General features: G+C 58.9%; 26 protein-coding genes and 1 tRNA gene. 14 read left to right on the forward strand and 13 right to left on the reverse strand.

The annotated features are described in order from the left end of the window. Positions 1-19: 19 nt before the first annotated feature. Positions 20-724 (reverse strand): glutathione S-transferase family protein, encoded by a 705-nt coding sequence (locus ACO07T_RS09280; protein ID WP_422049156.1) that lies wholly within the window; start codon positions 722-724, stop codon positions 20-22. A 170-nt stretch (positions 725-894) separates the two neighbouring features. On the opposite strand from ACO07T_RS09280, the gene ACO07T_RS09285 reads away from it, so the two are divergent. Then, positions 895-1,701 carry a mechanosensitive ion channel family protein gene (locus ACO07T_RS09285; protein ID WP_422049157.1) on the forward strand — a complete coding sequence of 269 codons (807 nt, stop codon included), beginning with the start codon at positions 895-897 and terminating at the stop codon, positions 1,699-1,701. A 103-nt stretch (positions 1,702-1,804) separates the two neighbouring features. On the opposite strand, the gene ACO07T_RS09290 is transcribed toward ACO07T_RS09285, so the two are convergent. Then, positions 1,805-2,086 (reverse strand): DUF1330 domain-containing protein, encoded by a 282-nt coding sequence (locus ACO07T_RS09290; RefSeq protein WP_422049158.1) that lies wholly within the window; start codon positions 2,084-2,086, stop codon positions 1,805-1,807. Between the two features lie 101 nt (positions 2,087-2,187). On the opposite strand from ACO07T_RS09290, the gene ACO07T_RS09295 reads away from it, so the two are divergent. Further along, entirely contained in the window at positions 2,188-3,123 is a 936-nt protein-coding gene (locus ACO07T_RS09295; protein WP_422049159.1) for a LysR family transcriptional regulator, read from the forward strand. On the opposite strand, the gene ald is transcribed toward ACO07T_RS09295, so the two are convergent. Then, complete coding sequence (ald, locus tag ACO07T_RS09300; protein WP_422049160.1) at positions 3,060-4,178, reverse strand: alanine dehydrogenase; 1,119 nt, start codon at positions 4,176-4,178, stop codon at positions 3,060-3,062. The genes ACO07T_RS09295 and ald overlap by 64 nt on opposite strands. A 137-nt stretch (positions 4,179-4,315) precedes the next feature. Between ald and ACO07T_RS09305 the strand changes: the two genes are divergently transcribed. After that, positions 4,316-4,774 (forward strand): Lrp/AsnC family transcriptional regulator, encoded by a 459-nt coding sequence (locus ACO07T_RS09305; protein WP_209059062.1) that lies wholly within the window; start codon positions 4,316-4,318, stop codon positions 4,772-4,774. Positions 4,775-4,849: 75 nt separating this feature from the next. Beyond that, positions 4,850-6,433, forward strand: a complete 1,584-nt coding sequence (locus ACO07T_RS09310; protein WP_422049161.1) for a GMC family oxidoreductase — start codon at positions 4,850-4,852, stop codon at positions 6,431-6,433. A gap of 55 nt (positions 6,434-6,488) precedes the next feature. Here the strand turns inward: ACO07T_RS09310 and yghU are convergent, their stop codons facing one another. Further along, complete coding sequence (gene yghU / locus ACO07T_RS09315) at positions 6,489-7,358, reverse strand: glutathione-dependent disulfide-bond oxidoreductase (RefSeq protein WP_422049162.1); 870 nt, start codon at positions 7,356-7,358, stop codon at positions 6,489-6,491. Between the two features lie 256 nt (positions 7,359-7,614). Here yghU and ACO07T_RS09320 point away from each other — a divergent pair, with 256 nt between their 5' ends. Beyond that, positions 7,615-9,705 (forward strand): DEAD/DEAH box helicase, encoded by a 2,091-nt coding sequence (locus ACO07T_RS09320; protein ID WP_422049163.1) that lies wholly within the window; start codon positions 7,615-7,617, stop codon positions 9,703-9,705. Here the strand turns inward: ACO07T_RS09320 and ACO07T_RS09325 are convergent. Both ACO07T_RS09325 and rpsU read right to left on the reverse strand, forming a co-directional pair. Beyond that, positions 9,702-10,775: an adenylate/guanylate cyclase domain-containing protein gene (locus ACO07T_RS09325; protein ID WP_422049164.1), complete on the reverse strand. Its 1,074-nt coding sequence runs from the start codon at positions 10,773-10,775 to the stop codon at positions 9,702-9,704. The two genes, ACO07T_RS09320 and ACO07T_RS09325, sit on opposite strands and share 4 nt — an antisense overlap. 151 nt (positions 10,776-10,926) lie before the next feature. Beyond that, a complete protein-coding gene (gene rpsU, locus ACO07T_RS09330; RefSeq protein WP_005614280.1) occupies positions 10,927-11,133 on the reverse strand; it encodes a 30S ribosomal protein S21 in 207 nt (68 codons plus the stop codon). A gap of 122 nt (positions 11,134-11,255) precedes the next feature. Between rpsU and ACO07T_RS09335 the strand changes: the two genes are divergently transcribed. The 3 genes from ACO07T_RS09335 (at position 11,256) to ACO07T_RS09345 (ending at position 14,545) form a co-directional block, all read left to right on the forward strand. Beyond that, positions 11,256-11,948: a COQ9 family protein gene (locus ACO07T_RS09335; RefSeq protein ID WP_422049165.1), complete on the forward strand. Its 693-nt coding sequence runs from the start codon at positions 11,256-11,258 to the stop codon at positions 11,946-11,948. Positions 11,949-12,141: 193 nt separating this feature from the next. Then, complete coding sequence (locus ACO07T_RS09340; protein ID WP_422049166.1) at positions 12,142-13,125, forward strand: NAD(P)H-quinone oxidoreductase; 984 nt, start codon at positions 12,142-12,144, stop codon at positions 13,123-13,125. 121 nt (positions 13,126-13,246) lie between these two features. Further along, on the forward strand, positions 13,247-14,545 hold the full coding sequence (locus tag ACO07T_RS09345) for a ferric reductase-like transmembrane domain-containing protein (protein ID WP_422049167.1): 1,299 nt from the start codon (positions 13,247-13,249) through the stop codon (positions 14,543-14,545). Positions 14,546-14,605: 60 nt separating this feature from the next. Here the strand turns inward: ACO07T_RS09345 and ACO07T_RS09350 are convergent, their stop codons facing one another. The 3 genes from ACO07T_RS09350 to dgcN form a co-directional block, all read right to left on the reverse strand. After that, a complete protein-coding gene (locus ACO07T_RS09350) occupies positions 14,606-15,466 on the reverse strand; it encodes a D-amino-acid transaminase (RefSeq protein ID WP_422049168.1) in 861 nt (286 codons plus the stop codon). A 97-nt stretch (positions 15,467-15,563) separates the two neighbouring features. Next, the gene (gene dgcA, locus ACO07T_RS09355; protein ID WP_422049169.1) at positions 15,564-16,529 is read right to left on the reverse strand and encodes an N-acetyl-D-Glu racemase DgcA; all 966 of its coding nucleotides are present in this window, start codon (positions 16,527-16,529) and stop codon (positions 15,564-15,566) included. Positions 16,530-16,648: 119 nt separating this feature from the next. Then, positions 16,649-17,650 (reverse strand): N-acetyltransferase DgcN, encoded by a 1,002-nt coding sequence (gene dgcN, locus ACO07T_RS09360; RefSeq protein ID WP_422049170.1) that lies wholly within the window; start codon positions 17,648-17,650, stop codon positions 16,649-16,651. A 308-nt stretch (positions 17,651-17,958) separates the two neighbouring features. Between dgcN and ACO07T_RS09365 the strand changes: the two genes are divergently transcribed. Then, positions 17,959-18,918: an HpcH/HpaI aldolase/citrate lyase family protein gene (locus ACO07T_RS09365; RefSeq protein ID WP_209059006.1), complete on the forward strand. Its 960-nt coding sequence runs from the start codon at positions 17,959-17,961 to the stop codon at positions 18,916-18,918. A gap of 58 nt (positions 18,919-18,976) precedes the next feature. Here the strand turns inward: ACO07T_RS09365 and ACO07T_RS09370 are convergent, their stop codons facing one another. Then, a complete protein-coding gene (locus ACO07T_RS09370; RefSeq protein ID WP_209058999.1) occupies positions 18,977-19,429 on the reverse strand; it encodes an Lrp/AsnC family transcriptional regulator in 453 nt (150 codons plus the stop codon). 72 nt (positions 19,430-19,501) lie between these two features. Here ACO07T_RS09370 and ACO07T_RS09375 point away from each other — a divergent pair, with 72 nt between their 5' ends. Continuing rightward, entirely contained in the window at positions 19,502-20,098 is a 597-nt protein-coding gene (locus ACO07T_RS09375; RefSeq protein ID WP_422049171.1) for a LysE family translocator, read from the forward strand. A 10-nt stretch (positions 20,099-20,108) separates the two neighbouring features. Here ACO07T_RS09375 and ACO07T_RS09380 read toward each other — a convergent pair whose 3' ends face one another. Beyond that, a complete protein-coding gene (locus ACO07T_RS09380) occupies positions 20,109-20,948 on the reverse strand; it encodes an AraC family transcriptional regulator (RefSeq protein WP_422049172.1) in 840 nt (279 codons plus the stop codon). A gap of 209 nt (positions 20,949-21,157) precedes the next feature. On the opposite strand from ACO07T_RS09380, the gene ACO07T_RS09385 reads away from it, so the two are divergent. Beyond that, positions 21,158-22,120 carry an acetyl-CoA carboxylase carboxyltransferase subunit alpha gene (locus tag ACO07T_RS09385; RefSeq protein WP_209058989.1) on the forward strand — a complete coding sequence of 321 codons (963 nt, stop codon included), beginning with the start codon at positions 21,158-21,160 and terminating at the stop codon, positions 22,118-22,120. Positions 22,121-22,251: 131 nt separating this feature from the next. Continuing rightward, a complete protein-coding gene (locus ACO07T_RS09390) occupies positions 22,252-23,577 on the forward strand; it encodes an MFS transporter (protein WP_422049173.1) in 1,326 nt (441 codons plus the stop codon). On the opposite strand, the gene ACO07T_RS09395 is transcribed toward ACO07T_RS09390, so the two are convergent. Further along, positions 23,578-24,231 carry a GntR family transcriptional regulator gene (locus tag ACO07T_RS09395; protein WP_209076904.1) on the reverse strand — a complete coding sequence of 218 codons (654 nt, stop codon included), beginning with the start codon at positions 24,229-24,231 and terminating at the stop codon, positions 23,578-23,580. Positions 24,232-24,287: 56 nt separating this feature from the next. Next, positions 24,288-24,983: a M48 family metallopeptidase gene (locus ACO07T_RS09400; protein WP_422049174.1), complete on the reverse strand. Its 696-nt coding sequence runs from the start codon at positions 24,981-24,983 to the stop codon at positions 24,288-24,290. 108 nt (positions 24,984-25,091) lie between these two features. On the opposite strand from ACO07T_RS09400, the gene ACO07T_RS09405 reads away from it, so the two are divergent. Together ACO07T_RS09405 and ACO07T_RS09410 are read left to right on the forward strand one after the other, a co-directional pair. Continuing rightward, positions 25,092-25,418, forward strand: coding sequence for a TIGR02300 family protein (locus ACO07T_RS09405; protein WP_209076898.1), 327 nt, complete (start codon positions 25,092-25,094; stop codon positions 25,416-25,418). A 108-nt stretch (positions 25,419-25,526) separates the two neighbouring features. Next, a tRNA-Ala gene (locus ACO07T_RS09410) sits at positions 25,527-25,602 on the forward strand. The last annotated feature ends 69 nt before the right edge of the window (positions 25,603-25,671 follow it).

Below are 25,671 nucleotides of genomic sequence, written 5' to 3' on the forward strand. Positions count from 1 at the left end.
CCATAGGGCCCCCTCTTTCTTATGCTTCCGGGCGTGGCGGAATATTCATGCCTGCCTGCACCGCTGGGCGGGCCAAGAACCGCTCCAGATAGGCGTTCACATTCGGGTACTCTGCCCAACCGACAAGCTCTTTGGTCTGGTAATATTCCAGCGCGTTGAGCCATGGCGCGATAGCGATATCGGCAATGGAATAGCTTCCCGTGATCCACTCACGCCCTTCAAGCTGCTTTTCCAGCACAGACAAAAGGCGTTTTGCCTCTACGCGGAAGCGCTCACGTGGGCGCGGGTCTTCGATCGCTGCCCCGGCAAATTTGGTGAAGTAGCCCAACTGGCCCAACATCGGGCCAACGCCGCCCATCTGGAACATCACCCACTGGATCGCCTGATATTTCTCTGCAGGCGTATTGCCGATGAGTTTGCCGGTTTTCTCCGCCAGATAGATCAGGATGGCACCGCTCTCAAACAGGGTAACGGCCTCCCCATCCGGTCCGTTCGGGTCAATGATCGCAGGGATCTTATTGTTGGGATTCAGCGCCAAAAACTCCGGGCTTTTCACATCGGCGTCGCTCAGGGTGACCAGATGCGGCTCATAAGGCAGGCCAGTCTCTTCCAGCATGATCGACACTTTCACCCCGTTGGGCGTCGGGAAGGAATAGAGCTGCAATAGGCTGGAATCTTGCGCAGCCCAGCGGCTGTTGATCGGGTGAGTGGTGACAGTTGTCATTGAATCTCTCCTGCTGAGGCGTTGAGGGGATACATAAGTTGATTTTCCCATGAAACCAACGCGCGGCCTATGCGAAACCGGCGCAATCTTTATAAATGGGGTTTGGGCTTGCGTGATGACTGATCCGTGCCGTTAAACTTCGCGTAAATTGATGGACAGGGAGACGCCACATGGAAACGCTTTTTGAGAGTGCACTGGGGTTTGCCCCACTGATCGTATCGGCCGTAAAGGCACTTGTTGTTCTGGTTATCGGCTGGATGGTTGCCGGGGCCGTGAGCCGCATGGTCCGCAATCGCGTGAACAAAACACCGGAAATCGACCAGACATTGGGCAATTTTGCCGCCAGCATCGTGCGCTGGGTAATCCTTCTTATGGTACTGGTTGCCATCCTTGGCATCTTTGGCATTGAGGCGACCTCTTTGGTCGCGATGTTAGGCGCCGCGACATTGGCGATTGGCCTCGCGCTGCAGGGCACACTAAGTGATCTTGCTGCGGGCTTCATGCTGATCCTCTTCCGCCCCTACAAAATTGGGCAATACGTGGACGTTGGCGGCACGGCAGGCACGGTCGTGGATCTGAACCTGTTTGTGACCGAGATGGTCACACCGGACAATGTACAGATCATCATCCCCAACGGTCAGGCCTGGGGCTCGATCATCACCAACTTTTCCGCTCATGACACGCGCCGCGTGGATGTGGTCTTTGGCATCGACTACGGCGATGATGCAGAGACAGCCAAGCAGATCATCCTGGATACTGCAAACGCCGACGCGCGTGTCTTGAAAGACCCCGAGGGCTGGGCACGTGTCACCAATCTGGGCGACAGCTCTGTCGACATCACCATGCGCGTCTGGTGCAAGGCAGAAGACTATTGGGAGCTGAAGTTCGCACTCACGCAGGCGGTGAAGGAAGCCTTCGACAAAGGTGGCATCTCGATCCCTTACCCACACACGGTGGAAATCAAGCGCGAGGCCTAAGGGCGGCGCCAGTTCACCATGTGTTTGCAGGAGGCGCCCCAAAGGGCGCCTTTTTTGCGACTGCTGAGCAAGTTGGCAAAGCGGCCACGGCCAATGCATGGTCTTACATCAGGATGATGTTGGACACGCCTGCCCCCCGACGCAGCGCGTGCACCTCGGCAAATTCGGGATCCTCGATCCAGGCCCTGGCGGCGTCCCGATCCGGGAAGGTGAGGATGACCGTCACGGTTGGTGCAGCGCCCTCCCCTTCGATCACTTCGGCTTCTTTGGAGACGTGCAGCGGCGCAGCGCCGTGCTTTTTCAGCGCCATGCCCGCTTTCTCGCGGTAGGCCTCAAAGCTCTCAGGGTTGGTGATGGTCAGATTTACAAAGGCGTAAGCGGTCATTTTGATCTCCGATGCTAATGTCTTGCCGCATACTTAGGTGCCGGTCGGATGTGAAAAAACGATCATTGATGCAACCACTCTGTGCAAATATGATCACCCCTATGCACAACTGGGATGATCTGAAATTTGTCATGGAAACCGCCCGTCATGGCGGCACCAGCGGTGCGGCGCGCGCGCTTGGCGTCAATCACGCCACGGTGGCGCGACGGATCGCGGCGGCAGAAGCCTCTCTGGGTACGCGCCTGTTTGAGCGCCTGCCAAGCGGCTATGTCCCCACGGAGGCAGGTTGGCAGGCCGTCCGCGCAGCTGAAGCTATGTCTGATCTGGAGCGAGGGCTGGATCGGACAATCGCAGCGCGGGACACGGCCATTCGCGGGCCGCTCAAGGTGACGGCACCTGAACTGTTGGTTGAGCGCATCATGTCGCCCATTTTCGCGGATTTTATAGACGCGCATCCGGAGATCGCGCTGTCTTTGGTGGCCACCAATGAGACCGTCAATCTTGCGCAGCGGGATGCGGATGTGGCCATACGTTTCGCCAAATCACCGCCGGACACGCTGGTTGGCACTCAGCTTTTTGAGCAGAAAGGCGCGGTCTATGCGAGCCACGCGCTTTTGGCGCAGGACGAAGGCGGTGAGGCGCCGCTGGATTGGATCCGTTTTGCCCATTGGCCCGGGCCACCGGAAGCGATCAAAGCCGCCCGGCCAAATCTGCGCACGCGACTGACCGTGGACGATATGGCTGCTGCTGTGGGGGCTGTCCGTGCTGGGATCGGTGCAACGCGCATGGCCTGCTTTCTGGGAGACAGCGATCCGGCACTTGCGCGTGTGCCCGGCCTGCCGCTGTTTCCGCAAATCCCGCTCTGGGTGCTCACCCATGCCGATCTCAGACAGGTGCCGCGGGTGCGCGCTTTCACCGGTTTTGTCACGCAGCGCCTGAAGGCGCTGCGCCCGCTGTTTGAAGGAGACTGCCCTCAGGACTTGAGCGCCAGAGAGGGCGAAATCACATCAATACCCAGCGCTTTGCCCACCGCGTAATAGGTCAGCTGGCCTGCGTGCACATTGAGGCCGTTGAGCAGATGTGGATCATCCTCGCAGGCCTGCTTCCAGCCTTTGTCCGCTAAGTTGAGCAGGAACGGCAGCGTGGCATTGCCCAGCGCCTGTGTCGAGGTGCGCGCCACAGCCCCCGGCATATTGGCCACGCAGTAGTGCATGATGCCGTCCACCTCGTAGATCGGATCAGCATGGGTGGTGGCTCGGGAGGTTTCAAAGCACCCGCCCTGATCGATCGCCACATCCACCAGCGCCGCTCCCGGTTTCATCTCCGAAAGCTGGGCACGCGACACAAGTTTGGGCGCCTCGGCGCCGGGGATCAGCACCGCGCCGATCACCATATCCGCTTCACGGACCAGCTCAGCCGTGGCGCCCGCCGTGGAATATTGGTTTTTGAACGTTCCGCCGAAGACATCATCCAGATACTTCAACCGGGGCAAAGAGCGGTCCAGCACGGTGACATCTGCGCCCATGCCCGCTGCGATCTTGGCGGCATGGGTGCCCACGACCCCGCCACCGATCACAACAACCTTGGCAGGGGCCACGCCCGGGACACCGCCCATCAACACACCACGACCGCCGTTTGCCTTCTGCAAGGTCCATGCACCAACCTGTGGCGCGAGGCGGCCAGCCACCTCAGACATCGGGGCCAGGAGCGGCAGGCCGCCACGGTCATCGGTCACCGTTTCATAGGCGATGGCCGTGCAGCCACTCTCCAAGAGGTCTTTGGTTTGTTCCGGATCCGGCGCGAGGTGCAGATAGGTGAAGAGCAACTGGCCTTCTCGCAGCATTTTGCGTTCAACCGCTTGGGGCTCTTTCACCTTCACAATCATGTCGGCGGTGGCAAAAATGTCTTCTGCCGTCTCGATCATCGTCGCGCCGGCAGCGCGATAGTCCTCATCGGTGAACCCTGCGCCGATCCCGGCACCCACCTGAATGATCACCTCATGGCCGTGGGCCACCGCCTCCCGTGCGGCGTCCGGCGTCATACCGACACGAAACTCCTGAGGTTTGATTTCGGTGGGGCATCCGATTTTCATGGTCTCACTCCTGACTTTACCTAAAGGAAGGTTAGAGTGAGACCGCAAGAATATGCTTCATTTTTAGGCAGAATGAAAACTCGCCTTTGCAAGATACTTCGAATAGAGAGAGTAAACACGCAAGGAGCTTTCGCAATATGTCTCTTGATCCGACAGATCGTCGCATACTGACCGTCCTTCAAAAGCAAGGCCGGATTTCCAACGCCGAGCTTTCAGAGCGCGTGAACCTCTCTGCCTCCGCCTGTCACCGCCGGGTACACCGGCTCGAAAGCGAGGGATACATCAAGGATTACGTGGCCCTGCTCGACCCGCGCAAACTGGATGTGCCGACAACTGTTTTTGTGGAAATCACGCTGTCAGGTCAAGCCGATGAGGTTCTAGATGCCTTTGAGAAGGCAGTGGCGCGCATTCCTGATGTACTGGAGTGCCACCTGATGGCGGGAACGGCGGATTACATTCTGAAGGTCGTCGCGGAAAACACCGAGGATTTTGCGCGCATCCACCGCCAACACCTCGCACGCCTGCCGGGGGTGGCCCAGATGCAGAGCTCTTTCGCGCTGCGGACGGTCTTCAAAACAACGGCGCTGCCGGTCTAGCTTTCAATTGTCTGACATTTAACAATTGACATTTTCCTGACACCCTCGTTTTCTGCGCGCGAGGGAGGATCAGCCATGAACTGGGATCATATCGTCGTGGGCGCGGGCAGTGCCGGCTGTGTGGTGGCCGCACGTCTGGCAGAGGCAGGGCGACGGGTTCTGCTTTTGGAAGCAGGCGGGCGCGACAACTATCACTGGATCCACATTCCGATGGGATACCTCTATTGCATCGGCAATCCGCGCACCGACTGGATGTATAAAACCGCACCTGATGCCGGGTTAAACGGGCGCGCCCTGATCTATCCGCGCGGCAAGGTTCTGGGCGGCTGTTCTTCGATCAACGGCATGCTCTACCTGCGGGGTCAGGCTGCTGATTATGACGGCTGGCGGCAAATGGGCCTCGCGGGCTGGGCATGGGACGACGTGCTGCCCCTGTTCAAGAAATCAGAGGATTACATGGATGGCCCCTCTGAGATGCACGGCGCAGGTGGGCCGTGGCATGTGAACAATCAACGTCTGCACTGGGATGTGCTGGATGACTGGATGGCCGCCGCCGAAGCTGCAGGCGTGCCCCGCACGGAGGATTTTAACCGCGGCAACAACGAAGGGGTTGGCTATTTCAAGGTCAATCAGCACCGCGGCTGGCGCTGGAACACCGCCAAGGCATTTCTGCGCCCTCAAAAGCAACGCGCGCTCAAGATCGAAACCCATGCCCATACCACCCGTTTGCTGATTGACGCCGGCAAGGTGACGGGCGTGGAATACCGTCAGAATGGTGTGCTGAAACAGGCGCGTTGTGGTGGCGAGGTTGTGCTGTCAGCCGGGGCTGTGAACTCTCCGCAAATTTTGCAGCTGTCCGGGCTCGGCCCCGGCGCTTTGTTGCAAAAACACGGGATCACCGTACAGCGCGACATGCCGGGCGTGGGCGCCAATCTGCAAGACCACCTGCAACTGCGCTGCGCGTGGAAGCTCAAAGACGCCAAAACGCTGAACACCATGGCCAATTCATTGCGCGGCAAGGCGCAGATCGGGCTGGAGTATATGCTGAAACGATCCGGCCCCATGTCGATGGCGCCAAGCCAGCTGGGCGCGTTCACAAAATCCCGCCCCGACCTCGCCACTCCGGATCTGGAATATCACGTGCAGCCGCTCTCGCTAGAAGCCTTTGGCAAGCCGCTGCATGATTTCCCGGCCATCACGGCCAGTGTGTGCAACCTGCGCCCGGAAAGCCGGGGCCATGTGCACATCACCTCGCCCAATCCCGAAGATGCTCCAGAAATCGCGCCCAATTACCTCTCCACCGAAGGCGACCGCGCGGTGGCGGTGGCGGCCATCAAACAGGCGCGCCAGATCATGTCGCAAAGCCCGATGGCCCGATATGCGCCTGAGGAAATAAAACCCGGGATCACCGCGCAGGACGATGCCGAGCTGGCCGCGGCGGCGGGCGACATTGGCACAACCATTTTTCACCCGGTTGGCACGGTGCGCATGGGGCCGGATGAGGCTGCGCCGCTGGATGGGGAGCTGCGCCTGCGCGGGATCGGCGGGTTGCGGGTGGTGGATGCTTCGATCATGCCCACCATCACCAGTGGCAACACCAACTCGCCCACCATTATGATCGGGGAGAAAGCCGCCGAAATGATGCTGTCAACAGGCTGAAACAAAACGGGCGGCACCAACGCACCGCCCGTCTCTATTGCAAAAGCAGACCAGCTTATTCTGCCGCAGGCTCAAGTTTATCCGCTGTGCGGGTTTCAAAATCCTCAGCCGCGTGGCGTTCGTGAAGTTGCTTGTCCAGATCACCCCAGCTGCGGTTGACCATAACGCCGCGTTTCACGGCGGGGCGATCGTTGATTTCCTTGGCCCAGCGCTGCACGTGCTCATAGCTTTCCACATCGAGGAATTCAGCCGCCTCATAAAGACGCCCCAGTGCCAGCGCGCCGTACCAGGACCAGATCGCGATGTCAGCAATCGTGTATTCGTCACCGGCGAGGTACTTGTTCTCTGCCAGCTGGCGGTTCAACACATCAAGCTGGCGCTTGGTTTCCATGGCAAAGCGGTTGATCGGATATTCCCATTTCTCCGGCGCATAGGCGTAGAAATGGCCAAAGCCACCACCCAGATAAGGCGCGCTGCCCATTTGCCAGAAGAGCCAGCTGATCATCTCAGCGCGGTTTTCCTTTGGGCCAAGGAAGGCGTCAAATTTCTCTGCAAGGTGCAGAAGGATCGCGCCGCTTTCAAACACGCGCACCTCTTTGTCGCCGCTCAGATCCATCAGCGCGGGGATTTTGGAGTTTGGGTTTACGCCCACAAAACCGGAGCCGAACTGATCGCCTTCACCAATGTTGATGAGATAGGCGTCATACTCCGCGCCTTTGTGACCTGCCGCCAGAAGCTCTTCCAGCATCACGGTGACTTTCACGCCGTTGGGCGTGGCCAGTGAATAGAGCTGGAACGGATGCTCACCGCGGGGAAGCTCTTTGTCATGTGTCGGGCCTGCAATCGGGCGGTTGATGCTGGCAAATTTGCCACCGCTTTCAGAATCCCAAGTCCAGACTTTCGGGGGGGTGTAGGTATCGGTCATGCTATCGCGCCCTGTGTGAAATCGAATTCTCGTTAACATAAGAACTTTGCCCGGGTTTCAAAGCGCTAGAAGTAAATTGTTTGTCATACCGGCCTGACGGGTATTTGGCGGTGGGACGAGACACCTATACACGCCCAGAGTTTTGGTCTATGTGCTGCGCTTCTTGCCACAAATGATGATGAGAGCGGTTCAGATGATGAGGGAGCCCGCCGACGCCGTCCAGCTGGCACTCCTCAGATGAAAAGTGAACATCACCGTGAAAACCGCACTTCAGGCCGCGCTTGACGCAAAAGGCTATGACAAGCTCACTCAGGTTCAGGAAGCCGTAATGGCCCCGGAACTGGCGGGCAAAGACCTTCTTGTTTCCGCACAAACAGGCTCAGGCAAAACGCTGGGCTTTGGCCTTGCAATCTCCTCTACCGTGCTGGGCGAGGCAGAGGCCTTTGATGAGGCCGCCGCACCATTGGCGCTGGTCATCGCACCGACACGCGAATTGGCGCTGCAGGTGAAACGCGAACTGACCTGGCTTTATGCCGAAGCAGGTGCGCGTGTGGCTTCCTGTGTGGGCGGCATGGATATGCGCGACGAACGCCGTGCCCTGGCACGTGGCGCGCATATTGTCGTGGCCACTCCCGGCCGTCTGCGTGACCACATTGATCGTGGATCCATCGACCTCTTGGACATCCGCGCCGTGGTGCTGGATGAAGCGGACGAAATGCTGGATCTCGGCTTCCGCGAAGAGCTGGAGTTCATTCTGGAGCAGGTGCCGGAAGAGCGCCAGACGCTGCTGTTCTCCGCCACTGTTCCCAAGATGATCGCCGAACTGGCCAAGAACTATCAGCGTGATGCCATCCGGGTGGAAACCAAATCCGAGCAGAAGCAGCACGCCGACATCACCTATCGCGCCATGACCGTACTGGATCGCGATGCGGAAAACGCCGTGATCAACACGCTGCGCTTTTATGAAGCGCCAAATGCGATTGTCTTTGCCAACACCCGCGCCATGGTAGCTCGCCTGACAACCCGCCTCTCCAACCGGGGCTTTCAGGTGGTTTCGCTGTCTGGCGAACTGTCTCAGACAGAGCGTACCCACGCCCTGCAAGCGATGCGCGACGGCCGTGCGCGTGTCTGTGTCGCCACCGATGTGGCGGCACGTGGCATCGACCTGCCGAACCTCGATCTGGTGGTGCATGCCGAACTGCCCAACAACCACGAAACACTGCTGCACCGTTCTGGCCGGACCGGCCGTGCGGGTCGCAAAGGGGTCTCCGCACTGATCGTCACCCGCAAGTCTCGCAAAAAGGCCGAGCGCCTGCTGCGGTGGGCCAAGCTTGAGGCCGAGTGGTCTGGTGCACCTTCTGCCGAGGAAGTCAGTGCACAGGATCAGGCCCGGATGTTTGCCGATCCGGATTGGATTGTGGAGCCGACTGAGTCAGAATTGCCTCTTATTGAATCTTTGCTTGGAACATTTTCGCCAGAGCAAGTGGCCGCGGCCTATCTGCGACTTTACAATTCCAAACATTCGGCGCCTGAAGAGATTGCAGAAAGCGATGCCAAGCCAGCCCCGCGCAAGGATTTCGGCCCCTCTGTCTGGTTCTCGATCTCCGGTGGACGCAAGGCAGGTGCGGAGCCGCGCCGCCTGCTGCCAATGCTGTGCAAACTGGGCAATCTGACCAAAGATGACATTGGCGCGATCCGCATCAATCCGGAAGAAAGCTATGTGCAGGTTCTTGAGACCAGTGTGGCAGCCTTCCTTACCGCCATTGGCCCGAACATGACGCTGGAAGAAGGCGCGAAGCTGACGCAGATGGAGAATGCGCCGGTGCTGGAACGCAGCCCGCGTGATGCGCGCGAGGGTGGCAAAAAACCGTTTGGGAAAGGCCCGCGCAAAGACGGTGGAAAACCGCATCGCGGCAAAGGAAAGTTCGAAAAGCCACGGCATGACCGGGATGAACAGCGCCCTGAGCGCGGTGAAAAGTCGGATTTCCACAAGCCGCAACGCGATAAATTTGCAGAAAAACCAAATAAATCAACATCTCCGGTGGACTGGAACGACGATCCAGCCCCACGGCAGAAGAAGCCAAAACCCGGTGCCGCAAAATCCGCTTCAAAAGACGGCAAGCCGAAGTCGGCCTCAAAGCCAGCCTATGGCGCAGCCCCTGGTGGGAACGCGGCGCCGCGTCGGCGCGCGATGGCTGATGGCGCATTGAGCGATGCCAAGCCTCACCGCAAAGGCAGCGACAAGCCCAAAGGCCCACCGCCCCCAAAAGGCAAAGCCAACAGCAAGAAGAACAAGGCGCGTCGTGCAGCGGCAGCCTCAGCCCCCAAAGGCAAACCGCGCGGTTAAGCCGGAACAGCCTCAGGCGTCAGCGCTTCCAAGGCGCTGCCGTCCGGCGCGGTCAGTGTGAGCATTTGCGTTGCACTGGCCCGCCCGCGCAGGGTGGTCTCCTCCACTGCGGCCAATCCAAGCCCCATTGGCAATGTGATGTCATTGGCTGTTTCAGCATCCAAAATCACCGAAAGCCCATGCGCCTTGCAGGCCTCCTGCAGGCGCTTGGCGCGGTTGATGGTATCGCCGATATAAACCACCTGGCGCTTTTCCCAGCCACATTCCCCGACAGCCACCGGCCCTCCGGCCACGCCCATGCGCAATGCAGGCGCGACACCGTACTTGGCCATGTAGTGGTCATGGCGCGCCGCCACGATCTGAAAAATCTCATCGATGCACTTGAGGAGCCGCATGTTTCCGTCCGGCCCGCGATCCCGCCAGCTCATGATGATCTCGTCACCCACATAGTTGTGAATCACGCCCTGATGTTTCTTGATCACCGGATCGATGTCGAGAAAGAAGCCCGTGATCATCTCAAGCGCCCTCTGATCACCGAGCTTTTCCGTGATCGACGTGGACCCTTTTAGATCGGCCAGGACAAAGATCCGGCATTCCTCAGTGGGCCGCGCATACCGCCCGAGCAGGAAATAGGTCAGCGTCCGCCCGCCGATCAACCGCCGCGCCTGCAGCATGAACTGAATAAAAATGCCGGTGCAGAAGGCAAACAGGAAATCGGGAAACAGCCCCTGCTGAAACCACATCACGTAGGTGTCTTTGTCCCTGATCAGCACCAGATGCGTAGCCGCAAGAGAAAAGAGCAGGATGCAACAGGTAATCAGCATCCGCAGCGCCAAGCCTCGGCGGAACTTCAGGCTGCGTTGCCAACGCCCAATCGGGCTGTTGCTGATCCAGACCTCAAGGCCAACGGCAATGGTGGCCACGATCACACCGCGCACGGCTCCGCGCCACAGTGCCAGAAGGCCCAACCCCCAGCCCATCATATCGGCCAGAACATAGCTGTAGATCGCGCCAACAATGGCACCAACTGTCAGCACAAAAAGAAAAGATCCTAGGTTGCGAGATAGCATGGCTGCCCTCAATCTTAGCTTCGGGAACGCCATGGGAGCCCCGGTTTTGTCTGGCATCTAAGCACAAAATGCCCTGATGCAACAAAAGACAAACCCCCATGGCCGGGCCATGGGGGTCGTCAATTCTTGTGTCCAAGCTGGAGAGGTGTGCTTAGAGCAAACCTTCACGCTGTGCTTTCTTACGTGCCAGTTTACGGGCACGGCGGATCGCTTCAGCCTTCTCGCGCGCTTTTTTCTCGGACGGCTTTTCGAAATGTTGCTTGAGCTTCATTTCGCGGAAGACGCCTTCACGCTGCAGCTTTTTCTTCAGGGCACGAAGCGCCTGATCGACATTGTTGTCACGAACACTAACCTGCATGTGGTTTTCACCACCTTTCTAAGTTTGAGTTGCAATGAAATTGCAGGAGCCCGGCGTATAGCAAGTCGTCCCGTCTTTGTCTAGTATGGGTGCAACGCCACCTCGCGACAGGGAGAGAGCCCGTGACGGAGACCCCCAACACCGACCTGAAATCCCGCCTTTTGGACGCTGCAGAGATGCATGTGCCCTTTGATGGCTGGTCTGAGGCCACTTTTACCGCCGCCATCGCGGACAGTGGTGTGGATGCCACCGTGGCACGCGCAATTTGTCCGCGTGGCGCGGTCGACCTTGCGGTGGCTTTTCACAAGCGCGGTGATTCTCAAATGGTCGCAGCCATGGGAGAGGCCGCAGTCGCGGAAATGAAAATTCGCGAAAAGATCACCCATGCGGTGCGTTTGCGCCTTGAGCTCTGCCCGGATCGCGAGCTGGTGCGCCGCGGCTCCACGCTCTTTGCGCTTCCGCAACACGCAGCCACCGGTGCGCAGCTGATCTGGGGCACGGCAGATACCATCTGGAATGCCATCGGTGACACCTCCCGCGACCTGAACTGGTATACCAAGCGCGCCACACTTTCGGCGGTCTATTCCTCCACCGTGCTCTACTGGCTGGGGGATGACAGCGAAAGCAACACCGCCACATGGGCGTTTCTGGATCGTCGCATCGAAAACGTCATGCAATTTGAAAAGACCAAAGCCCGGTTCAACAAAAGCCCGCTTGGTCGCCTGATGGCCGCCCCACTAGAAGCGGCGTCAAAGTTCCGCGCCCCCGATCTGCCTGACAATATGCCTGGCAGCTGGACACCCCCATCGCGCTAAAGCGTCTTCCCCAAAGGACTTCTAATTCGGCAAATATCCCGGGGTGGCCATCGCTTGCGATGGCAGGGGCAGCGCCCCTTTTGCCTGCCCTAGCACCACAACGCCCTCACGTCAGGACAGCAAAAGCCTCTGTGCGCAATACCAACCGCTCTGCTACACAGTTCCCGAACACAGGAACCCAGAGGGATAGATCATGACAGAGACGATGCGCGCCGTTGAAATCACCAAACCCGGCGCGGCCGATGTGCTGAAACTGACCGATCGCCCGATCCCGACACCAGCCGCTGGCGAAGTTCTGATCAAGATTGCCTATTCTGGCGTCAATCGTCCGGACGTTCTGCAACGTGCCGGGCTCTACAACCCACCTGCAAATGCTTCGGATCTCCCGGGCCTTGAGGCCTCAGGCACCATCGCGGCCGTGGGCGCCGGTGTGACCCAATGGTCTGAAGGGGACGCCGTGTGTGCGCTGCTGCCAGGCGGTGGCTATGCCGAATATGCGCTGACTCCGGCAGCACATTGCCTGCCCATTCCAGAAGGATTGGGCCTGAAAGAAGCCGCCTGTCTGCCTGAAACCTTTTTCACGGTCTATTCCAACGTCTTCCAGCGTGGCGGGCTGCAAGCAGGCGAGCGTTTCCTAGTGCATGGCGGCTCTTCTGGCATTGGCACAACGGCCATCCAACTTGCCAACGCCTTTGGTGCGCGGGTCTTCACCACCGCCGGGTCTGACGAAAAGTGCAAAGCCTGCCTCGATCTCGGCTCCGAGCGCGCGATCAACTATCGCGAAGAGGATTTTGTCAGTGTTCTGCGCGCCGAAGGTGGGGCCAATCTGATTTTGGATATGGTGGGGGGCGACTATCTGCCCCGCAATGTCAAATCCCTGGCGGATGATGGCCGCCTTGTGCAAATCGCCTTTCTGCAAGGGCCGCAGATCGAATTGAACTTCGCCCATGTGATGATGCGCCGCCTCACAATCACCGGTTCAACGTTGCGCCCGCAAAGCGACCTCGCCAAAGGCAAAATCGCCGAAGCCCTGCTACGCCAGGTATGGCCCTTGCTGTCATCCGGACGCATCGCTCCGGTGATGGACAGCGAATTTGCTTTGAGTGATGCAGTCGCGGCGCACCAACGTATGGAGAGCAGTGGCCACATCGGCAAAATCGTCATGAAAGTGGCCTAAACCCAGGTTATAAACCCTCAAATCGCTGCATTTCTTCTCTCCTCAAACCCTCTGCCATCCGGCAAAAAGGGCGACAAAAGCCAAGCACATTTATGTGCCAAGCCAAAGTGGGGAAGACATCTTGAGAAAAATCGGATTGCTTGTGGTGGCCGTAGCACTGGCGGTGCCATTTGTGTGGTGGCCGTCAATCGCGCAGGGTCGCGACGGTGTGGCGCTCTTTAGCCAATATCTGGGCCTGGGTGCTTTGATCGCAATGGCTTTCTCACATTTGATCGCCACCCGCTGGCCAGGCATCGAAATGCTCTTTGGTCCGCTTGATCAAAGCTATCGTCTGCACAAGTGGCTCGGCATCGGTGCCATGGTCGCGATCCTGCTGCATGACACGATTGACGCGGAAATGCGGGGCCTTGGTCGCGAAACCGCCCTTGTGGAGCTTGCCGAGACCTTGGGGGAAATCAGCCTCTACGGGCTGCTGATCCTTGTGGTCATCACCATCGCCACCTTCATCCCCTACCACCTGTGGAAATGGACCCACCGCTTCATCGGCATCTTCTTCGTCTTTGGAGCGTTTCATTACCTGTTCATCCTCAAACCCTTTAAAAACGGCGATCCGCTTGGGCTCTATATGCTGTTGGTCTGCGCTGTTGGCACAGTGGCCTACGCTTGGACGTCCGCGCCGCGCGGACTGCGCCCCAGCCGCAGCTATGAAATCACCCACGTCACCCAGCAAGGGGATGCGGTTGCTGTGGATCTCGCAGCCAAAGGCCGCCCACTGCGCCACCGCGCAGGCCAGTTTGCTTTTTTCCGCTTTTCCGGAGCGGGATTTTATGAACCGCACCCCTTCACCATTTCCGCAGCGCCCAATGAAACAGGCGATCTGCGCTTGACCGTTGCACCACTTGGCGACCTTACCAGCCATGTCGCCCGCAGCTTGAAAGCCGGACAGGCGGTGCAAGTGGACGGCCCCTATGGCCATTTCGGCCGCGCAAAGGGCCCTCAGGTCTGGATCGGGGCCGGGGTTGGGGTAACGCCGTTTGTCGCCCTTGCACAGGCGCTGCCAACTGAGGCGCCGCCTGTCACATTCATCTATTGCATTCGTGATCGGGACAGCGCCGCGCATCTGGCAGAACTGGAAAGCCTGGCGGCAAGCAAATCAAATCTCGATCTTGTTCTTTGGCAAAGCCAAACACGCGGACGTCTTTCCGCCACGATCCTCGCTGCTGAGATCCCGGACCTTGCCACACGCAAAGTGCTGTTTTGTGGCCCCATCGAGATGCGGCGCAGTCTTGCCAAAGATCTGCCAAAGCAAGGCGTCGGCCAAAAGAATTTCCTCTATGAGGAATTTGAAATTCGAACGGGCATCGGCCTGCGCCGCCTGGTTGCCTGGCTCTGGCAGCGTCACCTGACCAAAAGCACTTAGGCAAACAAAAAAAGGCGCGCCCAATCAGGCGCGCCGAATATCCACTTATTGAGCCAGAGCTTAGATCGCAGCCTTGCGGCTTTCTTCCAGATAGATTTCACGCAGACGGGTCGCGACGGGACCCGGTGTGCCGTCGCCCAGCGCCACGCCGTCGATCTCTACTACCGGCATCACAAAGGCGGACGCAGAGGTGGTGAAGGCTTCATCCGCCTCTTTGGCTTCGTCGATGGTGAACAGACGCTCTTCGATCTTCAGCTGTGCTTCTGCAGCCATCCGCAGCACGGCCTTACGGGTGATGCCGTGCAGGATGTCATTGGACAGAGGGCGGGTGACGATCACGCCGTCTTTGACAAAATAGGCGTTGTTGGAGGTGCCCTCGGTCACATAGCCGCCTTCAATCATCCAGGCATCATCACAGCCCGCTTTCTTGGCCATCATCTTACCCATGGAGGGGTAAAGCAGCTGCACGGTCTTGATGTCACGACGGCCCCAGCGAATGTCTTCGATGGAGATGATCTTGGCACCTTTCTTGGCGGCAGGGCTGTCTGCCAGACCGGGCTTATTCTGGGTGAAGAGCACGATGGTTGGCTTGGTGTCTTCGCTGGGGAAGACGAAGTCACGGTCGCCATCAGAGCCGCGGGTGACCTGCAGATAGACCAGCCCCTCGTCGATCTCATTCAGCTCAACCAGCTTGCGGTGGATTTCCAGCAGCTCTTCCTTGGTGCAGGGCTCCGCCATATCGAGCTCATCCAGAGAGCGCCTGAGACGCACCGCGTGACCTTCAAAATCAATCAGCTTGCCGCCCAAAACACTGGTCACCTCATAAACCGCGTCCGCCATCAGGAACCCCCGGTCAAAGATCGAGACTGTGGCTTCGGTTTCCGGCAGGTATTCGCCGTTCACATAGACGGTGCGGGTCATGTTTGGATGCTCCTTAAGGGTTGTTTCAACTCCACCGCGATGCGTGTACGCCACGCCCCTCTGCAATGGAACAAAAATTTAGGCGACGGTGGGGCAATCAACCCCAAAGCGCAGCACTTGGCGGGTGCACGCCGTTTTCATCAAACAACAGCGGTGTGTCGCGGTCTTCGCCAAGCAACAATGGCCCGTCGAGATCGGTGACCATCACGCCCTGCGCAATCAGAGTGGCTGGCGCCATTGCAAGGCTTGAGCCGACCATACAGCCCACCATCACTTTGTAGCCTTCTGACAGTGCCGCTTCGCGCAGACGGAGTGCCTCGGTCAGCCCGCCGGTCTTGTCGAGCTTGATGTTGACCACATCATATTTGCCTTTGAGCTTGGGCAGGCTGGTGCGGTCATGACAGCTTTCATCGGCGCACACCGGTACCGGACGCTCCATGCCGATCAAGGCGTCATCTTCGCCCGCTGGAAGCGGCTGCTCCACCAGTGCCACACCAAGGCCTACCAGATGTGGTGCCAGATCCGCATAGACCTCCGCGCTCCAGCCCTCATTGGCATCCACAATGATCGTGGATTTCGGCGCCCCCGCCCGCACGGCCTCAAGCCGTGGCATGTCATCCGGCGTGCCAAGTTTGATCTTCAGCAGCGGGCGATGTGCGTTTTTGGCGGCCTGCGCCTGCATCTCGGCAGGTTCCGCAAGCGACAGCGTGTAGGCGGTGATTTCCGGACCAGGCTTTGGCATCCCCGCCAACTCCCAAGCACGTTTACCCGCCTGTTTGCTTTCCAGATCCCAAAGCGCGCAGTCCACCGCATTTCGCGCGGCACCCGCAGGCAGCAGATCATAGAGCGCCTCGCGGTCAATCTGCGCTGGCAGCCCTTCGATCTCAGCCGTCACGCTTTCCAATGTCTCATCATAGCGCGCATAGGGCACACATTCGCCCCACCCCACGACGCCATTGTCTTCCACACGCACGGTCAGCACTTTGGCCTCAGTGCGGGAGCCGCGCGAAATGGTGAACACCTGTGCCAGTTTGAACACATCGGGGGTGACGGTGATTTTCATGCGGTCCTCTAAGTCCTGTGGCTGAAGGGCGCGACACACAGAAAAGCGCGCGCCTCTTCCTCTTGCCAAAAATATCCCGGGGGTCCGGGGGCAGCGCCCCCGGTCCAGCCCGTGCCAGTTTACAATGCCGCCAGCGCGTCCACCAGCTTGCCCGCACCAAAGCGGAACGGATCGGTGGCCGGCAACCCCATATCCGCCTCGATTTGCGCCAGATAGGCCTTTGCTTCGTCCTCAGCCATGTGCTGGGTGTTCACCGACACGCCCACAACCTGACAGGCCGGGTTGGCGACCTGTGCCAGCGGCAGCGCCATGTCGCGCAGCGCTTCAAGGCTCGGCTGCTGATACTCCGGCAGACCACGCATATGCTCACGGGTCGGCTCATGTGCCAAGATCAGCGCATCTGGTTGCCCACCATGGATCAGCGCCATGGTCACACCGGAATAAGACACGTGGAACAGGCTGCCTTGCCCTTCGATATGATCCCAGTGATCTTCGTCATTGTCCGGTGTCAGCCATTCCACAGAACCCGCCATGAAGTCCGCGATCACCGCGTCCAACGGCACGCCGTCGCCGGTGACCAGAATGCCGGTCTGACCGGTGGCACGGAAGGTGGATTTCATCCCCCGCTTGCGCATCTCCGCATCCATGCAGAGCGCAGTGTACATCTTGCCCACGGAGCAGTCGGTGCCCACGGCAAGGCAACGTTTGCCTGTGCGCTTTTTGCCGTTGGCAATCGGGTATTCCACCTCAGGCACACGCACGTCATGCAAGGTGCGGCCGGTTGCTTCGGCAACAGCCACAAGATCGGGCTCGTCGCGCAGCAGGTTGTGCAGGCCGGACGCGAGGTCAAAGCCTTCCTCCAGCGCCATCACCAGCACTTTTTTCCATTCCTGAGAAATCACGCCGCCCCGGTTGGCCACACCAATCACCAGCGTTTTGGCGCCGGCTTCGCGTGCCTCAACAAGGCTCATATCGGTCAGGCCCATATCCGCTTTGCAGCCTTCCATACGGAACTGGCCTACGGCATTTTCCGGGCGCCAGTCTTTGATGCCCTGAGCCACTTTGGCCGCCAGCTGGTCCGGCGCATCACCCAGAAACAAAAGATACGGTGTCTCGATCATAGCGCGTCCTTCCCTGTCATCGTCGCGTAAGTCTTCCTGACCTATATTCTGCGAGCAATGATGAAATTTCCTTGTGAAACCTGCCCGAAACAGCAAAAGGTTCGAAGATTCTTTCACCTTTTCCGGATTTGAGGATATTTTTTCCTTTCCCAAAGCGGAAAGCTGCAAACAAACCGCGCCAACCCCAGTCTGCGCCGCAACGCGGCGTCGCCTTGCCGCAGATGCAAAATATCCTTGCGCATCGGTGCGCAACTTCATACCACAGCAAGCAACAAAAACGTAATTTCCTTACCGAGAGGCCGATAGATATGAGTTTCCGCATCCAGCCTGCCGCCCCTGCCCGCCCCAACCGCTGCCAGCTGTTTGGCCCGGCCTCCAACACCAAGCTTTTTGCCAAGATGGCGGCTTCGGCAGCAGATGTGATCAACATCGACCTCGAAGACTCTGTGGCCCCCACAGACAAAGACATGGCGCGCGCCAACGCGATTGAAGCGATCAACACCATCGACTGGGGCAACAAGACCATTTCCGTGCGCATCAATGGTCTGGACACGCCGTTCTGGTATCGCGACGTTGTGGATCTGCTGGAGCAAACCGGCGACCGTCTGGACCAGATCATGATCCCCAAAGTGGGCTGCGCAGGCGACATCTACGCCGTGGATGCGCTGGTCACAGCAATCGAAGCCGCCAAAGGGCGCAGCAAGCGCATTGATTTTGAAGTCATCATCGAATCGGCGGCGGGCATCGCCCATGTGGAAGAGATCGCCGCAGCCTCCCCGCGCATGGTGGCCATGAGCCTCGGCGCTGCAGACTTTGCCGCCTCGATGGGTATGCAGACCACTGGCATCGGTGGCACGCAGGAAAACTACTACATGCTGCATGAAGGCCAGAAACACTGGTCTGATCCATGGCACTGGGCGCAAGCCGCCATCGTCGCGGCCTGCCGCACCCATGGCGTGCTGCCGGTGGACGGCCCGTTTGGCGACTTCTCAGACGATGAAGGCTATATCGCACAGGCGAAACGCTCCGCGACGTTGGGTATGGTTGGCAAATGGGCGATCCACCCCAAGCAGATCGCACTGGCCAATGAGGTGTTCACCCCATCTGAGGAAGCGGTCACCGAGGCACGCGAAATTCTCGCAGCCATGGAGCAGGCCAAGGCAAACGGCGAAGGCGCCACTGTCTACAAAGGTCGCCTCGTGGACATTGCCTCCATCAAGCAAGCCGAGGTTATCGTGGCACAGGCCGAACTGATCGCCGCCAGCTAAGCACAGACATGATCTGATCAAGAAGCCTCGCCGTTCCGGCGGGGCTTTTTTATGGCCGTTAGGCCCGCTCGTCTTTGGGCGAGCCCATCACCACATAGCTGGTGATTGCATTCACCTGCGGCACAGTGCCGAGAACGTCGGTGTGAAACGCTTTGTATGCGGTCAAATCCGCCGCCTCCACGCGCAGCAGATATTCCACCTGACCGGTGATGTTGTGGCACTCGCGCACCTCAGGGGCCATGGCCATCGCCCGCTCAAAGGCTTCTTGAGCATCTTTGGTATGTTTGTTCAGGCCAACCGTCACATAAGCCACAAAACCCGAGCCGAGGGCCGCGCGGTTGAGAACAGCGCGATAGCCGGAGATGATTCCGGCCTTTTCCAAAACCGCTACCCGGCGCAGGCAGGCGGAAGGCGACAAGCCGACCTTTTCCGCCAAAGCAAGGTTACTCATGCGTCCATCACGCGACAGCTCACGCAATATATGTTCGTCAATATGATCCAACTTCGCCATAAATTGTGAAAATAAACTGTGATCACACAAAAACGCAACCAAACAGCGTGTGTTTTGCACCAAATTGGTGCCATGACTTACGATATCCTCACCGCCCTTCTGATCTTTGCCTTTGTCTCCTCCATCACACCGGGGCCGAACAACCTAATGCTCATGGCGTCTGGTGCAAACTTCGGCTTTGCGCGCACGATCCCGCATATGCTGGGTGTCGGCATCGGATTTGTGGTGATGGTCGCGCTGGTGGGACTTGGTCTTATGCAGGTTTTTGACCGGTTTACGATCGCACATACGGCGCTTTCCTTGGCTTCGGTCGCCTATCTTTTGTGGCTCGCGTTCAAGATTGCGCGCGCCGGTGCTCCGCAGGAGGGCGGCACAAGTGGCAGGCCCATGACCTTCATGCAGGCGGCGATCTTTCAGTGGGTGAACCCAAAAGCCTGGACCATGGCCCTGACGGCGATCACGCTCTATGCGCCAGATCGCACAGTGCTCACGATCCTGCTTGTGGCGGGCGCTTTTGGCGCGGTGAACCTGCCTTGTGTGTCGAGCTGGACCGTGCTTGGTCAGCAGATGCGCCGCCTATTGACCTCTCCTGCCCGCCTCACGGCGTTCAACTGGACAATGGCGGCGCTGCTAGTGGCCTCGCTTTATCCGGTGGTGTTCTCCGGCTGAGACCCGCGCGTTATTTTGCAGCCAATGGCATGCAGATTTCCGTCAGAAGATCCTCAGGTGCTGTGTCGCGCGGATCGTTGAGATAGATCTCGTAACAAGGCTGATCTGCGGGCTCTTCGCCAGAGGCGGGCAGCCAGTTGCCATAGAGAGAATGATAGGCCGCCGAGATGCCGGAATAGGGTCCCTTGTAGGTCAGCACGGCGGTTCTACCACCCGGGAGAACAAAGCCCTCCATCCCTTCCGGCGTGCCCTCGCCGACAAATTCGGCACCAGCGAGACTGCGCAGTTCCGCTTCCGGCACAACTTCGGGGCTGTCCTGATAGACCGCGATCACCGCGCGCACATTGGGCCAGAGGGCGCGGCTTTCACACATGGCCCCGAAGGCCTCAAAACTTTTGCCAATCTCATGGTAAGCGCCTTTGTGGGGCACTCCGACCAGACGGCGGCTGGGTTCATTGCGAATATCTACGTCATGCATAGGGTAACATCCTGTTTTTAAATCTGGATTGAGCAATGCCACCTGCCCTGCGGCGCGATACGCCGACGGGCTGATGCCATAAGCGTCAGAGAACGCACGTGAGAAACTGCCCTGTTTGCCATACCCCGTGCGCGCCGCAATCTCCGGCAGAGACATCTCTCCTTGCGCCAGCCAAACCGCCGCACGATGTAGACGAATGCGCCGCACGGCCTGCGCGCAGGTTTCCCCGGTGAGCGCATGAAAGACGCGATGCCAGTGAAAACGCGACATCGCCGCCACATCTGCCAGCGCGTCCAAAGACAGGTCTCCATCCGTATTGTCATGGATGTAGGCCAATACCCGCAAGATGCGGTCTTCGTAGCTGGCGGACATAATGCGAGTCTCCCAATGGCTTGGAGTATGAAAACAAAGCAGGATTCAGAGCTATCCCGACCCTGTCCTGATGACATGAAGCTAGATCACAAATCTTGCTAACTTGCGCTGCACCCCGCCTCAATATTGGCCACATGGCGCACACCGTTGCAATTACGCTCCGTCAGCGTCATATAGCGGAAACGTAAGGAATGCGCCGGGAGTGCCCAATGACCAACTATCTCGACTTCGAAAAGCCACTTGCAGAGATCGAGGGCAAAGCCGAAGAGCTGCGCGCGCTGGCGCGTCAGAACGAAGAGATGGACGTGGCTGACGAAGCCGCAGCGCTGGATCGCAAAGCGGCCGATCTGCTGGAAGAACTGTACAAAGACCTGACACCATGGCGGAAATGCCAAGTGGCACGTCACCCGGAACGCCCGCATTGCCGCGACTACATCGACACGCTGTTCACCGATTACACCCCCCTTGCGGGCGACCGGAACTTTGCGGACGATCTCGCGGTCATGGGTGGCCTTGCACGTTTTAACGGAAAGCCCGTGATGGTGATCGGCCAGGAAAAGGGCAACGACACCAAATCCCGCATCGCGCATAATTTCGGCATGGCGCGTCCAGAGGGCTACCGCAAAGCTGTGCGCCTGATGGAAATGGCGGCAAAATTCGGCCTGCCGGTTGTGACGCTGGTGGACACGGCAGGTGCGTATCCTGGCAAAGGCGCAGAAGAGCGCGGTCAGTCTGAAGCCATCGCGCGCTCCACTGAAATGTGCTTGCAAATCGGCGTACCTCTGGTCTCTGTGATCATTGGCGAAGGCGGCTCCGGTGGTGCTGTGGCATTTGCCACGGCAAACCGCGTCGCCATGCTGGAGCATTCGGTATATTCGGTGATCAGCCCTGAAGGCTGCGCGTCTATCCTCTGGAAAGACAGCACCAAGATGCGTGAAGCGGCAGAAGCTCTGCGCGTGACCGCGCAAGACTTGCACCAGCTTGGCGTGGCAGACCGGATTATCGCGGAGCCGAAAGGCGGCGCTCATCGTGACCGCGCGGCGACCATGGAGAACGTCCGCAAAGCCATCGAAGACATGCTTGGCGAACTGGCGGAAATGCCTGCGGATGAATTGGTCTCCAACCGCCGCAAGAAGTTCCTGAACATCGGGGCCAAAGGGCTGGCGGCCTAACCTGCTCTGTCCCCCTTCAAAAATCGATTGAGAAGACGGCTTGCGCCTGAGACCGCAAGCCGCAGCCTCCGAGCTGTTTGTCGAGACGAACATGGCTTTGCTGAGACGCGCCAACGCGGTACTCTGGCGTCATGTTGAACTTGCTCAAACACCCCACGTTTTCACGCCTGTTTGCCGCGCAACTCGTCGCGCTGGCTGGTAGCGGGCTTCTCACAATCGCGCTTGGCTTGCTTGCCTATGATCTGGCAGGGGCCAATGCCGGGGCTGTGTTGGGCATCGCTTACACCATCAAAATGGTGGCCTATGTTGGCCTATCCCCTGTGATGGGCGCACTTGTGGCCAAGCTTCCGCGACGGGCAGTCCTGGTTGGGGCGGACGCCATCCGCATTGCTGTTGCGCTGAGCCTGCCATTTGTGGACAGCGTGGCTCAGGTTTATGGGCTGATTTTCCTGCTGCAGGTGGCTTCGGGCATTTTTACCCCGACATTTCAGGCCACGATCCCTGAGATCCTTCCTGATGAAGACGAATATACACAAGCGCTATCGCTCTCTCGCCTCGCGTCTGATCTGGAAAACATCTTATCACCCGCCTTCGCCGGTCTCTTGCTGCTCTTTATGAGCTTCCATGGTTTGTTTGCGGGCACAGCCGCAGGGTTCTTCCTCTCAGCATTGCTGATTCTCAGCACCAAACTGCCGCCCCGCAAAGCCAGTGCCGACCGTCCGTTTGTGTCCCGCCTGACCCGTGGTAGCTGGATCTATCTGGCGACGCCCCGCCTGCGCGGCCTTCTCGCGTTCAACATGGCCGCAGCCGCCACAACAGCCTATGTGCTGGTGAACACTGTCGTCGTGGTGCGCGACACCTACGGTATGGCTGAAAATGGGCTGGCGATTGCTATGGGCGCCTTCGGCGCGGGCAGTATGATCACAGCCCTGATGCTGCCCCGTTTACTTCATCACATCTCTGATCGCGCGCTCATGAGCACAGCAGCTGCAGTGCTCGCAGCCATCCAATTGAGCCATGCGGCGTGGGTCTGGGCCAATGGCCCGCTGTCATGGATCGGGTTTCTGGCCATCTGGCTCTGCGCGGGCCTGCTTTATTCCGCCGTCATGACACCCTCCGGACGGCTCCTGAAACGGTCAGCACACTCAGAAGACCGGACTGCGGTTTTCACCGCGCATTTTGCCCTCAGCCATGCCTGCTGGCTGATCGCCTATCCTTTGGCGGGCTGGACAGCCACGGCTGGCTCTCAGGCGCTTTCATTGGGAGCGCTCAGCCTGATCGGCCTTGTGAGCGTTTGGATCGGCCTGCGCCTTTGGCGGCCATCAACTGCCGACATGCCGCATGAGCATCCGGATTTGCCTCCGGATCACCCCCACCTCAAAGAGCATGGTGCACGCAAACATGCGCATGCCATTGTCATTGACGACTATCATCACGCTTGGCCGTCGCGGGGCTGATTACCGCGCGAGCAGCCGCAATCCCTGCGTCACATCTGAGCGCACAGCGAGCCGAAGGCCCGGCTCGTCTCCAGCCTTGAGCGCCGCAATAATCAGGCGATGGTAGTGGGGAGGTTCCGTGCGCCGCAGGCGCCCATAAAGCGCGCGCATGGTTGGTCCAAGCTGCAACCAGACGGTCTCTGCCATTGCCAGCATGGCCGGTGCCTGAGCGCGCAAATAAAGCGTGCGGTGAAAGTCCAGATTGGCGCGGATGTAGCCGACCGCGTCACCTTTGCTGACAGCCTCAGCCACAGTGCCGTTGATCGTCACCAGCCGGTCGATCAGCGCCATATGAGCCCGTGGCAGCGCGCGGCTGGCCAGCTCCACCTCGATCAACGCACGCAACGCGGCCAACTCTTCCAGACGCTCACTCGAAAGCTCGGGGGTGGCCACGCGGCCTGAACTGGACAGCGTCAAAGCGCCTTCCGCCACCAGACGCCGCACCGCTTCGCGCGCCGGCGTCATGGAGACCTCATAGTCTTTTCCAATGCCGCGCAGGGTCAGCGCTTCGGCCGGTGCCAACTCGCCATACATGATCTTGGTGCGCAAGGCGCGGTAAACACGATCATGCGCCGAGGTGGATTGGTCTTGGGAGGGGCGAGGTTGTGGGATCATTCAGCCGTTGTGATCACAAAGCATCGCGACGTCAATGGCTTCGCTGCAAGTGACAGCTAAACCCCGTCAAAGCGGTAACGATGCAAAACCTGCCCATCACTGCGCAGCCAGCGGCGCGGGACCTCATAGGGGCCATAGAGTTGTGTCACCACATTCCAAAATGCTTGAGAGTGATTCATTTCCTTAAGATGGGCCACTTCATGCGCGGCGACATAGTCCAGCACATCCGGGGCTGCCATCACCAACCGCCAGGAAAACATCAATGCCCCCGCCGAAGAACAGGACCCCCAGCGCGAGCGCGCGTCCCGCAGCGTCATCCGGCTGTAGGGCAGTCTCAAATGCGCCGCATAGTGATCGACAGCCTCCGACAATCGGTGCCGTGCAAGCTCTTTCAAAAAGCCCTGCACCTTGCGCCCCACCAGATCAGGGCGTCCCGGTACGGCAATTTCATCTTGTCCCAAAACAACCGACCGACCCTGCCCGGCCACAACCAACCGATCCCGACCAGCCACCGGCAGCACGGCACCCGGCGCGACCACAACCTGCTCTGGCTGTTGCGACAGCTGTCTGCGCAGCCAGTCTTGCTTTTCCTCAGCAAAGCCGAGTGCCTCACGTGTGCTCACCCCGCGTGGCACAGTGAGTGTCACCTTGCCATCCAGTCGCGACACACGCAGACTGATGCGCCGCGCACGGGAAGACTGACGCAAAGCCACCGTCACAGGTGGTGTTCCGGGGATGATATGTTGCGTCATTTACGCTCCTTGGCCGCGTTTGCAGTGATACCCTTTGACACGCGGCCCTTGATATGGCACGTGGCGCAAACCGTCGAGAGCGACTCAACCGATTGAAGGGGATTACCCATGCCCAAAGAAGAATGGGGCGTCAAACGCGTGTGCCCGACCACCGGCAAGCGTTTTTATGACCTGAACAAAGATCCTGTTGTCAGCCCATACACTGGCGACATCGTAGAAGTAGATGCGGGCAAGAGCCGCATGATTGCAGCAGACGCCGAGGATGCCGCAACACTGAAAGCCAAAGCCGCCAATCTGGATGATGCAGATGACGTGCTGGATGATGACGACGCCGTTGATCTGGACCTCGAAGATGATGTTCTGGATGACGACGAGGACGACAACGTTTCGCTCGATGAGATCGCGGACGTTGCCTCTGAAGACGACGACAACTGATCGTCAGCCGAACGGCAAAAAAACTTCTCCGGGGCGGAATTTTTCGCTTGAACCTGCCCCGGGATACGCCTAATTAGGCGCGCACAGGCTGAGAGGCCTGACAGATTTGGGGCCTTAGCTCAGCTGGGAGAGCGCTACAATGGCATTGTAGAGGTCAGGAGTTCGATCCTCCTAGGCTCCACCAAATCTCCTAAGAAAGACCGCTTTACTCCGACCAAATCGGGTAGCATGCGATGGCGTTAGACTAGGTAAA

Origin of the sequence: Shimia sp. (assembly GCF_965227725.1) — a bacterium.
Classification (GTDB): Bacteria; Pseudomonadota; Alphaproteobacteria; order Rhodobacterales; family Rhodobacteraceae; genus Shimia.